Source organism: Pseudoalteromonas neustonica (assembly GCF_001653135.1).
In the GTDB taxonomy this organism is placed as follows: Bacteria; Pseudomonadota; Gammaproteobacteria; order Enterobacterales; family Alteromonadaceae; genus Pseudoalteromonas; species Pseudoalteromonas neustonica.
Map to the genome: position 1 here is coordinate 41,078 of NZ_BDDS01000025.1, position 14,439 is coordinate 55,516.

The following is a 14,439-nucleotide window of genomic DNA, read 5'->3' on the forward strand; positions in this document are numbered from 1 at the left end:
TATTGAAATATTAAATCAAGAGTGGAATACACACTTAGCCAAAATGGGTACTCTAATCCATTTTTTCTAAAAATGATACAAAATGACGTCTATTTGCGGGGATTAAACTATTTTATTACATAAGCTGTACACAACAAAAAAGCCGTGCGCAATGCACGGCTTTTATACTTAATTATAAAAATTAAGCTTCAGCGATTACGATTACTTTAATAGTAGCCGTTACGTCTGAATGTACTGCGATTGATACGTCAAATTCGCCAGTCTCACGGATAGTTCCTAGAGGTAAACGAACTTCTGACTTAGCAACTTCAACACCAACAGCTGAGATAGCGTCAGCGATGTCGCGAGTACCAATAGAACCGAATAACTTACCTTCGTCACCAGCTTTAGATACTAATGTAACTTCAGCTAATGCTTCAAGTTTCTCAGCGCGTGCTTGTGCAGCAACAAGCTGTTCAGCGATTTTCGCTTCAAGCTCTGCACGACGTGCGTCAAAAGTTTCAACGTTAGCTTTAGTTGCAGGAACTGCCTTACCTTGCGGGAAAAGGAAGTTACGTGCGAAGCCAGATTTAACTACAACCTGGTCACCTAGGCCACCTAGGTTAGCGATCTTATCTAGTAGAATAACTTGCATGTTTCTACACCTTTTAAAAACGTGTTAATCCGCTGCTTACTTATGTAAGTCAGTGTATGGAAGAAGGGCTAAGTAGCGAGCACGCTTAATAGCAGTTGCTAGCTGGCGCTGGTATTTAGCGCTAGTACCTGTAATACGGCTAGGTACGATTTTGCCACTTTCTGTAACATAGTTTCTAAGAGTAGCTAGATCTTTATAATCGATTTGTTGTACGCCTTCCGCTTTAAAGCGGCAGAACTTACGACGTCTGAAATAACGTGCCATGAGATTAATTCCTCAAATAATTCTTTCGATATGCTGAGCATGCAAAACCAATTGGCTAAGGCCGTTACGACCTTCATGGCGGTTTAAAAAACCGCTCACTTGCAATGCCTGCCCAACGTGCAAATGTTGAGTCTGTTGTTGCATTTGCTTACCACTAGCAACCACTTGAAGCTTTACATAACTATTACGGTTAAGGTCTGCTTCAACTTGCATTGATTTATGTTCTACAACAAAAATACAATGCGGTATACCAGCAGGGCTTTGACTATATTTGGGCGTTTTACAAACGACTCCAGATAGTGTTAGTTGATTCATATAAGGACTAAGCGTTTGGCTCATCTTAATTACTCAACTGAACAAGCGCCATGCTTGGACTCAAAACAATTAAGCAGCTGGTGCTTCTTTCTTCTCTTCTCTTACAAGAGGAGACGCTTCAGTTACAGCATTTTTAGTACGCATAACTAAGTTACGAAGCACTGCATCGTTGTAGCGGAAAGTAGTTTCTAGCTCGCTGATTACTTCAGTAGGTGCTTCAACGTTCATAAGAACATAGTGAGCTTTATGAAGCTTGTTGATTGGGTATGCTAATTGACGGCGACCCCAATCTTCAAGACGGTGGATAACACCACCAGCTTCAGTGATTGAACCAGTATAACGTTCGATCATACCAGATACTTGCTCACTCTGATCAGGGTGAACCATGAATACGATTTCGTAATGACGCATGGATATTCCTTACGGTTAATAGAGCCTTCTACCGTTTCGGCCGGTCGGTTTAAGGCAAGGAATTAATAGTTTAAAAGCCGAAATGAGCGCGCATTTTACGCTTAGTTGGAAAATTAAGCAAGCAGGTTTTTTAGCTTTAAGTGGGGGAGTTAATAAATCAGCTATCAGCTATCAGCTATCAGCTATCAGCTATCAGCTATCAGCTATCAGCTATCAGCTATCAGCTATCAGCTATCAGCTATCAGCTATCAGCTATCAGCTATCAGCTATCAGCTATCAGCTAGAAATTTTGCTCATATTAACTTACGTGTCAAGACGAGCTTGTCTTAAACTGACGGCTGACGGCTGACGGCTGACGGCTGACGGCTACAAGCTTACAGCTTTTTAAGCTTGTGTTGCATTTCTCTGGCGTAGTACTTCAAACAAACAAATGCCTGTTGCTACAGAAACATTTAAGCTTGAAACGGTGCCGGCCATTGGGATTTTAACGAGTACATCACAGTGTTCGCGGGTTAAACGACGCATACCTTCACCTTCTGCCCCCATAACAATCGCCATTGGGCCTGTTAAGTTAGCATCAAATACATGAGTGTCTGTTTCGCCAGCCGTGCCAACGACCCACACACCCGCATCTTTAATCTCACGTAAAGTACGCGCAAGATTGGTTACTTGAATAAGCGGTACTGTTTCTGCTGCGCCGCAGGCAACTTTACGGGCGGTGCCATTTAGTTTTGCTGATTTATCTTTTGGTACAATAATCGCGTGAACACCCGCCGCGTCAGCACTGCGCAAACATGCACCTAAATTATGCGGATCAGTGATGCCATCTAGCACCAGTAAAAAAGGAGTTTCTTCACGCGCAATGATCTCATCAAGATCTTTTTCATTAAATGTAGGTGCAGCTATAACGTTTGCAATAATACCTTGGTGCTGCTCACCCTTTGATTTGTTATCAAGTGCTTTACGTTGCATGAATTGTACTGAGATACCAAATTTACGCGCTTCTTCAATAATTGGAGATAAGCGTTTATCATCACGACCTTTAAGAGCATATATTTCAATAAAACGCTCAGGCTCACTTTCAAAAATTGCTTCAACAGAATGAAAGCCAAAAATTAATTCATTACTCACGTATTACTTGCTCCTGAACTCGTACTTTTACGGGCGTTTTTGCCGGGTCTTTTTGGCTTTTTCACAGCCCTTTTCTTCGGTTTTTTAGCGGTTGTAGCAGCTACCGCACCTGACTTTGTAGTCGGTTTCTTTTTTCCTCTACTCGCACTGCTTTTTTTTGGCTTTGGTTTACCTTGGTCAGTGCGATTTTTTTGCTCAGGGCTAACTTGCTCGGTTTCTTTTTTAGCTGGTATTTTACCGCGCTTTAATTGCGAACGAACACTTGCAGGTTGATGCCCTTTAGGCTCACTACGACGACGGGCGTATCTATCCTGTGCAACATCGCCACTGAGCGTTAAGTTAATTCGGCGCTCATCTAAGCTGACAGATGCCACTTGAACCGTCACTTTATCACCTAGACGAAACACTTTATGAGTGTGCTCACCTATTAAGCAGTGCTTAGAAGCATCATGTTGAAAGTATTCATCACCTAAGTTGGTGACATGAATAAGGCCATCAATTTGTAAATCAGCTAAACGAATGAATAAGCCAAAATTAGTAACCGAGGAGATAACCCCTTCAAATTCATCGCCAACATGATCTTGCATGTATTCACATTTAAGCCAATCAGCTACTTCACGGGTTGCATCGTCAGCACGGCGTTCGGTAGTTGAGCATTGCTCACCCAATTGCGCAACTTCTTCCTCACTATAGGCATAAGCGCCAGAAGTAACCATCCCTTGTGCTTTTAAAATACCTTTAATAGCACGATGTACAACTAAATCTGGGTAACGACGGATTGGCGAAGTGAAATGCGCATATTCATCTAATGACAAACCAAAGTGACCAATGTTTTCAGCCTGATATACGGCTTGCTTCATTGAGCGTAACAGCATTGTCTGAATGAGTTCCGCATCAGGGCGATCACCAAGCTTTGCTAATACATGGGTAATTTCTTTTGGTGTAGGTTCATCACTAAGCGTTGATTCAATACCCAGCTCAGATAAAAACTGCCTAAAGTTACTTAATTTTTCACCATCAGGTTCAGCATGAACACGGTAAAGCGCACTGGCTTCGTGTTTTTCAAGCATTTTAGCAGCTGATACATTGGCTAAAATCATACATTCTTCAATCAACTTATGCGCATCGTTACGTACAACAGGCACGATTGATTCAATTTTGCGTTGAGCGTTAAATACAAAACGCGTTTCAAGCGTTTCAAACTCAATAGCACCACGATCTTGTCGTGCTGCTTTTAGCGCCATATACATTTGCTGTAAATCAGTCAAATGTGGCACAACTGACGCATATTCTGTACGCAGTTTCTCGTCACCGAGCAAAATATTATTTACTTTTGTGTACGTTAAACGAGCGTGCGAGTTCATCACTGCTTCATAAAAACGGTAGCCTGATAGTTTACCAGCCGCCGATACCATCATTTCTGCAACCATACATAAACGGTCAACTTTAGGGTTCAGTGAACATAAGCCGTTTGACAGCACTTTAGGCAACATAGGAATTACTTGTTCAGGGAAATACACTGAATTACCGCGCTCTATCGCTTCTTTATTTAGAGGCGTGTTCATTCCTACGTAGTGTGATACATCCGCAATAGCAACCCATAAGCGCCAACCACCTGATTGTTCTGGTTCACAATAAACGGCATCATCAAAATCACGGGCATCTTCACCATCAATCGTTACTAATGGTAAATCACGTAAATCAACACGATTTTGTTTGTCAGCTTCTTCAACAAACTCACCTAAATGCTCAACTTGCTTTTCAACCTCATCAGGCCATACATGAGGAATATCGTGGTTACGCAGTGCAACTTCTATTTCCATACCTGGCGCTAAATGCTCACCCAATACATCAATAATTTTGCCTACCGCATTCATATTACGATTAGGGTTTTGTGTAATTTGCACTTGCACCATTTGATTATGACGCGCGCCGTTATCACTGCCTGGTAAAATAATGATATCTTGCGTGATGCGTGGATCTTCGGCCACCACAACAGCAACACCATGTTCTACAAAATAGCGACCGACAATAGGTGCTCGTTCATTAGGTAGTACGCGAATAATACGCGCATCGCATTTACCACCTGAGCCTCGCTTAGTGCCTTTAGCCAGCACAATGTCACCATGGAGCACCATATTCATTTGATGCTTGGCAATAAACCAGTCTTTACTTTCGCCTTCGACTTCTAAAAAGCCAAACCCATCACGGTGACCTATGACTTTTCCTTTTACAAGCCCTGCTTCGTCAATTAAGGCGTAGCATTTAAATTTGTTAAAGAAGAGTTGGCCATCACGTTCCATAGCACGTAAACGGCGCTTGAAAGCAATTTGACGCTCATCATCGTTTACCGCTAACTCTTCACATAATTGATGGAAATTAGCTGGCTTGGCACGGTCTTTTATGTGAGTAAGTATAAACTCACGACTTGGGACAGGGTTTTCGTACTTTTCTTGTTCTCGACTGAGATTAGGATCTTGGTTTGACATTCACTATCTTGTTAATTGGTTATGACGTTATTTTAACCCAAAATAGCGCAATGAGACAGTGCAGCAGCATTAAAGTTTTATGTTACGAGAAATTGATTAAACGCTCCCTCTAATTAATTGAATTATATTAACAATTAAATATAACGGCGTGAAGAAGGATTTTTAGCGTTATAAAAAAACCCAAACAAAGTGACCTTGTTTGGGGGGGGGGGATACACCCAAACCTCCTCAAGATGTGAGTTCCAGTTGGAATTAAAAGCGATTTAGGCAAGGCATTGATTGCAAGTAATAGTGAGTCTATTGTTAAAATCAATCCCTTATAAAAGTAACGCAGTATAAATCGCTTTTAAACCAACCCCATGGACGCTTCACAGGCACTTACTCTTTGCGTTGTTACTTCTTGCCATTGTTGCAAAGTAACGCCTTGATATTAAGTCCCTGTGAAACGCTGAATTCTGTATCTTGAGGTAGTTTGGGTATAGGCTAAAACTTACCAACCATATTGATAAACCAACCTTTTGAATCATAATCTAAGTCGGTCAAATCATCTGAAAAATTAGTGAAGTTATAGCCTATACCTATCTTCATATTCTCACCAATATGACGATGAATAGCGCCGAGCGCTCCACTTCGTCTATCTTGCGATTCGCTGACTTTGAGCATGCGCCATTCTAGTGTTGCGTCCCAATTATGCTGTAAATGATAATCAGCGCGCAGTACACTTAAGGTTGCTGTTGAATCAAACCAAGGGCCTTCATCTCGCACTAAGCGTATTTCGCCTGTCCGCTGCGCAAGCTTAGTTCCAAACCGCCATCGTGGTGAAAATTGATAATTTACATCAACCGCCCACACGGTGCTGCGCTGCTGTGGAGTGTTATCTCGACCAATGCCACTAAGCTGCTGCGCTGGGGCTAAATCTTCAAGATAGGTTAAGCTTGCTAGGCCTGACCAAGGGCTGGCATCAATAGGGCGATATGCGAAACCAAGCTGCGCTTCGGTAAAATCGCTATTAAATGCGCCACTTTGCGCTTCTTGATCGCTATCACTGATCGCGGTGTCAACACGTAATTGTCCGCGCCAGTCTTCATTTAATTTAACGCTGAAATTATTACGCATTAACCAATTAGTGCGTTTTTCCTGCTCAGTTTCGTCTGTGCGATATTCTAATGCGCCTGCCCAACGAATATTTTCAAACTGATAGCCTAATCCGAGGTTAACTCCCGATCTTTCTAATCGACCATTTTCAAACATGTCAATATTGCCGTTTTCAAGGCCTAACTGTACCTGCCAACGTGAATTTATGCTGTGATCGACACCATAGGCATGTGTAAGACCTTGCTGCCTATCGTCATGCTGCCATTGTTGCTCGGCAAAAACGCTGGTTGAGTCATTAAAACGATGCCTTGCCCCGCTTACCCACTGCTTTTGCTCAGCATTATTAAACAAATCGCTACCATCAGGATCTAGGCGGTAATTAAGATACACATTACCTTTATCACTGTAGGCATAATCAATACCGGCTGTGCCTGCAAACCCTAAATTACCTTCTGAAACTTCACCATTTAGGCTAACACTTTCGGTAATTTGAACTTCTGTACCCAAACCAATGCGATTATTTCGTAAGCGAGTAGCGTCATTGGCAAGTGTGCCTTGTACAAAGCCGTAAGCTGACCAGTTTGCATCTGATTGATATGATAACTGAACAACGGTATCTGTTCGCTTACCTTCATCATTTCGGGCTTTACTTGACGCGGTATTTTGCGATTGATTTTGCACCTGAGTAAGGTTTCGACGTTCATCTTGTCTGATCCCCGCACTGGCTTGCCAATGTTTATCGATTGTTTCAGTGACGTTTATTTCTGCAGCTTGACGCTTGTAGCGATTACTTACTTTATTGTCATCGGCTTTCACTTTAACTGCTGTAGTTTCTGTCGCTTGCCATTGTATCATTATACCAGCGGTGTTTGCTTCATCCGCATTAACTTGGCCAAGCCCCGCAAAACCTTGCTCTAAACGTTGCCAATAAAATTGCGCTTGCCCGTCGCTTTCTAAACCAAATTCTTTAAAGCTGGTTGCCGCTTCTAAGCGTATTCCGTTTGCTTTAACAGGTCCTTGTCCTGAGCGTATTTCATCAAAACTAAACCCACCGTTAAATGAATTAAGCTGACTTGCAATGCCATCTGTTTGAGCAACTTCAACTTTAACGTAGCTGCTGGCGCTGTGACGATAGGTCGCATCTAAGCCGATGAGTGTGTCGTCATACTCGTCAAGTTGTTGCTTATTGGCTGTGATCCCAAGTTGAACTTGATCAGTCAACCACTTGCTTACTCGCCCACCATAAGTCAAATTATCTAACTCTGAAAAGCCTGGTGTGTACTCATAGCTTGTAACTAGATACGCCGGGTTATCGTCAAAACTTGCTGCACGAACAAGTAAATCATCTGCTGCAAATGATGAGAGTGGTCGCGTCAGTAAGATGCGCCCTTGCAATGCATCCATGTCGTAGTCTTGACCTGGTGTTAAATTACGACGGATCAACACTAACCCTGATATTTTATCGCGGATCTCTATGGCAACTTGATCAGAGCCAAGCACTATATCTTGATGTTGTAAATAATAAAGCGACCCGCCAGTTGCCCTATGTGTTTCATATGCTGGGAGTGTTTCAGCTTCTGCTACGTAAATTTCTGCTTTGCTGTTATGTTCACCAAAAGAGGTGACATCATTGCTGCGGTATTGGGTTTGCAAACCATATAATCCGCGCTCAACACGGCTGAGTTCAGTATCACTGACTTGTGTATTAAAGTTACCCCACATAACTTGTGAGTGATCTTTCGCTATTTTTAAATACACTTTACCGTTACTCGGTGCATCATCAACAACCGTTGAATCATCACCATACTCAGCTACATATTTTTGCTCTTCTAAGCGACGGAATAAGCTTTTTGGATCTTTTTCATGGAGATTAGAAAATAACTCGTTTAACGGCGCTTCGCGGGTGTCAATACGCGCTGTTACTTTGTATTCATCTTCCCATTTACCTGTTATGTAAGCGGCTAAACGCCCTTCGGCAAATAAGTTATTGTCTTTATTATGGGCGTCACTTAATAGCTCTACAGGGCCATTATGACTATTTTGACCCACGGTGAGATCGGCCATCGCAACATAGAACCAGTCACTCTTTGGTAGTGCTAAATCACGTTGAATTAATGCGCCATTGCCTTCTTCATTCAATACCGCAACTTCTGCTTTATGATAGCCAGTGCGCACAATTTGTTGATGTACAAATTTACGTTCTCGGGTAATAGCAACAACACGCCCTAAGAAATAAACGCTGTGACGATCTGGCACCTCTTCACCAAATAAGGTTAAGGTACCACCATCAACTTTAATATTTTGTTTAGCGAGTTGCGATTTACCATAGTTTGCCATTAAGTAGCCATTGACTTTTTCATTTGCTACGGCAAATTTCGGTCTAAAGTCCGCGCTACTGAAAGAGGTTTCGTCAAAGCGGCCACTTTTATCATATACCCTTAAGCGGTAATTTAGGCTCATACCTAACATATTGCCTGGTAAGCGCCATTTACCTTCTAGGTTTTCGCCCAATGGTACTTTTTTAAGTATGTCTGTGCCATTCGGTGACATGATGTGTACTTCGGCATATTCAAAAAAGTTTATGTAGTTACTGTAGCCTTTTAAATGCAGCATTAGCGTATCACCAGATTCAGTAATGGCGTGCGCCACACTGAGCTTTGGTAATGCATCCAATGGATTATATTTTAACTGAAGTTGCATTTTTTCTAACGCCACATCGGCACAACGCTGAGCATCGGCATTATTGGCACTGTCACTGCTAGCAAAAGGTTTACCATCTAGTGTGATAGCCATTGCAGCTTGTTGACGAAAATCACCATCACAAATTAATCGTCGATCTGGGCCTGCATTGACAATCGTTTTTACTGAGGTTTTTTCTTCTACATACACTGCAATTACTTCAACTCGGCGGTTACGCGCCATACCTTCAAGAGTGTCGTTGCTAGCAACGGGATCGTGATTTGAGCGCCCTTCCATTGTCGTAGCTGAGGGCAATATACCTAGCTGCTGACGAAAATATTCGGCCACAATATTGGCGCGATGCTCTGATAAACCTTGGTTAGTTTTATAAATACGTTTTGCGTTAGGACTTAACCTTTGGCTATCCGCATGGCCTATAAAATGGATTTTCAGCTGTTTTTTACCCTGCAAAAAATCAATAATTCGATCCATTTCTTGCTTGGTTGAGCCCGTTAAAAAGTGCTTACCAGAAACAAAGCGGATTGCTGAATCCTTAACGAATTCAGCACTTGCAGGAGTTTGCTTTACTTCACTAAGCTGTGTTGTAGTCGGCTTTATTTCAGGCAAAGCATGAAGTACAAAGTGCCTCTGTACTATCACTTCTTCAGTATTACTGTGGTAGCTATTTTCGCGTACTTGATCATTGCTCAGGCCGTTTGTGATCCCAGCCGCTTTTGCTACAGGTGATAAACCAAATAACGTAACGAGTGTTAATGATATTGGCGTAAATTTATGTGACTTAGTCATTTTTACGCCCCTCTGTAACAACTTCTTGCGGTAAAACATATTCGACAACTTCCGCCTCTAGGGTAAGCTCATGCTCAGTATTTGAATTGTTCCACTGAGCAATAAACCATTGATTAAGTTCAGCAATACGTTGCTTTGCTTGACGTATATTTTCATTTTCGGCCAATTGATAAGCCACCCTGACTGTAATTGGCTGTTCCACAATAACAGTTAGTAATTGCTCCAATTGCTGTCTATGCGTGGCAATTAATCCCTGCTCATCAAACGCACTTTGACTTAGCTGTACACGTGCAACACGATGGATGCTCGCTGCAAAGTCAGCCGTTACATTTTTTCCTCGTGTTAAACGAACTACACGCGGGTTTTCAGATGTGATTCGATACCCTGATGGTAAACTGCGCACATCAACCTTGATGATAAAGTTACTACCACGCGCTTGATGCGGCACATCTGCACACGCTAAATGATAGCGGCCATGCTGATCTGTGGTGATCCACAAACCTTGAGCTGTGGCTAGCTTCACGCCAGGTAAACCAGTTTCACCTTGCTCTTGTATGCCATTGCGGTTGTGATCATCAAACACCTGGCCAGTTAAGTCACTACAATCCATGATGGTGTCTGGAATAACGCGGATACTTGCAATCGCAATATTTGAAACGCGCTTTCCTTTAGGAATTTCATCACCTGGTTTACCGCCGCCACCTGGCGTGCCACCGTCATCTGGATTGTCCTGATCGCCAGAGCCTGTGTATTCAACCCATGCTTGGTTTATGTATTTGCCTTCGCTAACGCCTGCTCCTACAACAGTGAGTAACTGAATGCTTACTGTTTGTTGAGGCAGTAATTCGCGAACTGGCCAAATCAACTGTCTACCGAACACGCGAGGTTCAATGCTAATACCATCAATACGTGCACTACCAATGACATACTTTAGACCCGCTGGAAGCTGATCAATAAAGCTAACCGGCTGTAATACTTTGTCTGAGCGGTTAAAAATAACAATCTCATACGGCACCATTTCACCAACAACCACATCTTGTTTAAGGGCTGTTTTAGTCACTTGCACTAAATCATCACCGTAACCATCTACTGGTATGTGGTTATTCACCACGTTTGCTGATGGTAATTGTGGATTGATATAAAAACGCGTGTAGTACTGTGTAGACGCATTACTTTGTGCCACATTGCTAGATTGGGTAGGACAACTTGCCGCATCATGAATTGCAGAAGAAGCCACTGGTGCTTTATTGGTTTGATGAACCAATACTGGTAACGATTGAGCACTAACTTCTAAGCGCGCTGTACATGCGGGGATCAATTTTGACTCGCCCTGCAAGAAACCAACCGGTGCTGTTACCGCGAGTTGATACTCTCCAACCGGCGCATTTGCAAATAATAAGAATTGATAAAAACCATCATCTGCTGTTGTTTGCTCAACATTATCAAGACCACCAACTAGGTGTAAATCAGGTTCAAACCCAGCAGGCCCTGTAATGCTAACCTTGGCGTTTTTGATTGGCTCTCTTGAACGTGAATCATAAACAATACCTGACGGATCAACTGGCAGAGATTGCTCAACCACTTGCTCTCCGGCACTGAGAATAATATTCAAAATGGTGCCTTTATCAGTTGATGTGTCAGCATCATTTGATACCGGTATTCCGTAGATCACGCCACCTTGAGGGTGTCTAAAGCGCACTTCATATACCCCTACAGGTAAACCTGCGAAAGTATAATCACCTTGCTCATTCGAGCGAACCACAATTAATGGTTCAGCCTCAAGCGGATTAGCTTCGCCTGTTTGCGGATCTGCTAAGAGTTCAACTAACCATCCTGATTTACCGTTATTATCATCATCAGCTCGGTTGTGGTTGTTATCTTGCCATACAGAACCACTGATAGATGCAGGGTTGGTTAATTGCTCACCAAAGTTATACTCTGTCGCCAGGGTGATATGCTCATTGATATTGATGTTTTTAATTTCATCAGCACCAATTTGCTGCGCAACAACACCCCCTAATGAACCCGCTGAATCTTTACCATCTTGGGTTTGTTCTGGTTGCGTTTGCGTAATAGTGAAACCTGTAACATCTGATAATGGAAGGTGCTTAAATTGATAACGACCATAGGTATCAGTAGTTGTCATTCTTACTACTGCTTGCCCATCTAAATCAATACCTTCGATGTGCATTTGCACTTGTGCAATACCAATTTCGTTGTCTTCTTGCGTTGCATTATCATTTAAGTCAACGTAAACAGTTCCTGATAAATAGCTGCCTGTCTCAGCAAAGTTATAATCGTTACCTTGTTGTCCAAGTTCAAGTTGGATTTCACTAAAGTTGTCATTTGCAATTACACCTGATAGAGAACCTAACTGCTCTTTACCATCTAGCCAAGCACTTGGTTGTGTTTGCGTAATTGCGTAAGTTCCTGCCTTTAATGAATCAAAGGTGTATTGACCTTGTTCATTGGTTTTCGTCACGCGAGTGACATTTTCACCATCAAGTGCGACACCTGTTAGCGTGACGGTTACATCACGAATACGCAGTGTTTCTTGCTCATCTAAAGTGCCACTTTCATTCGCATCAACCCATACTTTACCTGCTAACGAAGAAGCTGGTAATTCAGCGAAGTCAAAGTAGCCGACTTCTCCCGTTCCTTGTAGTTGACCTACAACGATTATATTTGACCCTCTAGAGTCCGCAATTACTTCACCTTGTGCTGACTCTAACCCATCGAGGTAGTCTTTAGGTTGTTGTTGCTCAAGTGTGTAACCTTGTTCATTACTTGGAGACAATTCAGGGAATTCATAATAGCCAAATTCATTGGTCATGACCGTTTGCAGAATATCGTTTTGACGATAATCTTTACCTGATAGCGTGATCTCAACGTTTGCTAAAGCAATACTTTGTTGAGCTGAACTATCAGCTAAGACAGGGTAGAAACCGTCATCATCATGGTCAATAAACACACGACCTTTAACTGATAAACCGTAATTTTCTGCAAAGTTATACTCTTTGCTTTCTTGTGACGGCTTAACATTGATAGCAGTAATTATGTCGCTCTGATCACTTCTTCCGATAACATCTTGGCCAATACTTTCAAAGCCATCAATGTAGTTCTTCGGCTGTGTTTGTTGGATCTGATAACCTTGCTCATTACTTGGCGCTAAGTTTTTAAATGCATACAAACCTAAGCTATCGGTAGTCGCTGACTGGGTTACAGGGTTGTTATTATAATCACGCCCCGAAACCGTTAACTCAACACCCTCAATCGCTAAATCTTGGGCTGTTCTGATGTTATTTTTATCCGTATCAACAAAAACATAGCCCGATAAGCTTGCTGATGCTAATTCTGCAAATCCAAGCGCAGTTAACTGCTCAGACGCACTTAGAGTCACAGTAAATTTATCGTTAATACTTTGCGAATTCACAACACGGCCTGCAAGTGATTCTAAACCGTCTAACCAGTTTTCTGGCTGAACTTGCTTAACCACATAACCTCGTACGTCACTCGCTGATAATCCAACAAAAGCAAACTCGCCTTGCGCATTTGTTAATACTGTTGCATTAATAGCATTACCATAAATGTTTTGCCCAGCAAGAGTAATAACAACGTCTGAAATGCCTTGCTCGTTCGATTGACGTAGCCCATCCATATTTTCATCGCTAAATACAAAACCAGCTATGCGCGCATCATCTTTTGCCATTTCGGTAAAATCAATTAACTGATTTTCGTTAGCAATTAATTGCACCGTTACAGTATCGCTGGTGTCTGAGCCTGCAATAACACCTGATCTATTACGCTCAACACCGTCTTTATAAAGTGCAGGTTGTGTTTGCGTCACGTTGTACCCATTAGCATCGGAAGCAAATAAATCAGCAAACGTGTATTCACCTTGCACATTCGTTTGCGTTGTCAGGTTAATGTCACTCCCGAAGATGTCTTGACCTGTTAAGGTAATGTCTACATTGGCTAGTAACTTGTCGTTATCTGTAATGGTGCCGTCTTGATTTTCATCAAAATACACACGGCCTGAAATAGTTGCTGTATCTGGATTTTGCTCTGTGAAGTCAACAAGTTGGTTGCTTGTAGAAAGCGCAACGGTAACCGTATCCGTTACATCTGAACCGGTGATCAAACCAGCACTATTACGCTCTACACCGTCTTTATAAAGGCCAGGTTGGACTTGCGTGACGGTATAACCGCTGGCATCTGAGGCAAATAAATCAGCGAACGTGTATTCACCTTGCGCACTTGTTTGTGTCGTTAACGAGATTGTTGAACCGAAGATGTCTTTACCCGTTAAGGTAATGTCTACATTAGCTAATAACTTATCGTTATCTGCAATCACACCGTCTTGATTTTCATCGAAGTACACACGGCCTGAAATAGTCACTGTATCGGGGTTCTGCTCTGTGAAGTCAACAAGCTCGTTGCTTGTCGTCAGCACAACAGTCACTGTATCCGTTAGATCAGAGCCTGCAATAGCACCCGAGCTATTACGCTCAACACCGTCTTTATAAAGCGCGGGTTGTGTTTGCGCCACGGTGTATCCATTGGCATCTGAAGCAAATAAATCAGCGAACGTGTATTCACCTTGCGCATTCGTTT

General features: G+C 42.4%; 9 protein-coding genes. 1 reads left to right on the forward strand and 8 read right to left on the reverse strand.

What is annotated here, in order from left to right; translation table 11 throughout:
* Positions 1-181 precede the first annotated feature (181 nt).
* From rplI to rpsF, 4 genes are all read right to left on the reverse strand, one after another.
* Positions 182-634 carry a 50S ribosomal protein L9 gene (gene rplI, locus A7967_RS20195; protein WP_054206663.1) on the reverse strand — a complete coding sequence of 151 codons (453 nt, stop codon included), beginning with the start codon at positions 632-634 and terminating at the stop codon, positions 182-184.
* A 36-nt stretch (positions 635-670) separates the two neighbouring features.
* Positions 671-898 carry a 30S ribosomal protein S18 gene (rpsR, locus tag A7967_RS20200; RefSeq protein ID WP_002962753.1) on the reverse strand — a complete coding sequence of 76 codons (228 nt, stop codon included), beginning with the start codon at positions 896-898 and terminating at the stop codon, positions 671-673.
* 12 nt (positions 899-910) lie between these two features.
* Positions 911-1,213 (reverse strand): primosomal replication protein N, encoded by a 303-nt coding sequence (gene priB, locus A7967_RS20205; protein WP_054206702.1) that lies wholly within the window; start codon positions 1,211-1,213, stop codon positions 911-913.
* A gap of 69 nt (positions 1,214-1,282) precedes the next feature.
* Positions 1,283-1,624: a 30S ribosomal protein S6 gene (gene rpsF, locus A7967_RS20210; RefSeq protein WP_054206662.1), complete on the reverse strand. Its 342-nt coding sequence runs from the start codon at positions 1,622-1,624 to the stop codon at positions 1,283-1,285.
* An 82-nt stretch (positions 1,625-1,706) separates the two neighbouring features.
* Between rpsF and A7967_RS20215 the strand changes: the two genes are divergently transcribed.
* Entirely contained in the window at positions 1,707-1,973 is a 267-nt protein-coding gene (locus tag A7967_RS20215) for a hypothetical protein (RefSeq protein WP_209438570.1), read from the forward strand.
* Positions 1,974-2,008: 35 nt separating this feature from the next.
* Here the strand turns inward: A7967_RS20215 and rlmB are convergent, their stop codons facing one another.
* The 4 genes from rlmB to A7967_RS20235 form a co-directional block, all read right to left on the reverse strand.
* Positions 2,009-2,755 (reverse strand): 23S rRNA (guanosine(2251)-2'-O)-methyltransferase RlmB, encoded by a 747-nt coding sequence (rlmB, locus tag A7967_RS20220; protein WP_054206661.1) that lies wholly within the window; start codon positions 2,753-2,755, stop codon positions 2,009-2,011.
* Positions 2,752-5,244 (reverse strand): ribonuclease R, encoded by a 2,493-nt coding sequence (gene rnr / locus A7967_RS20225; RefSeq protein ID WP_064436040.1) that lies wholly within the window; start codon positions 5,242-5,244, stop codon positions 2,752-2,754. The genes rlmB and rnr overlap by 4 nt, the downstream gene beginning before the upstream one ends.
* A 483-nt stretch (positions 5,245-5,727) precedes the next feature.
* A complete protein-coding gene (locus A7967_RS20230; protein WP_064436041.1) occupies positions 5,728-9,825 on the reverse strand; it encodes an OmpA family protein in 4,098 nt (1,365 codons plus the stop codon).
* On the reverse strand, positions 9,818-14,439 hold a 4,622-nt coding region (locus A7967_RS20235), incomplete at its 5' end, for an SdrD B-like domain-containing protein (RefSeq protein ID WP_209438569.1). The genes A7967_RS20235 and A7967_RS20230, both read right to left, overlap by 8 nt.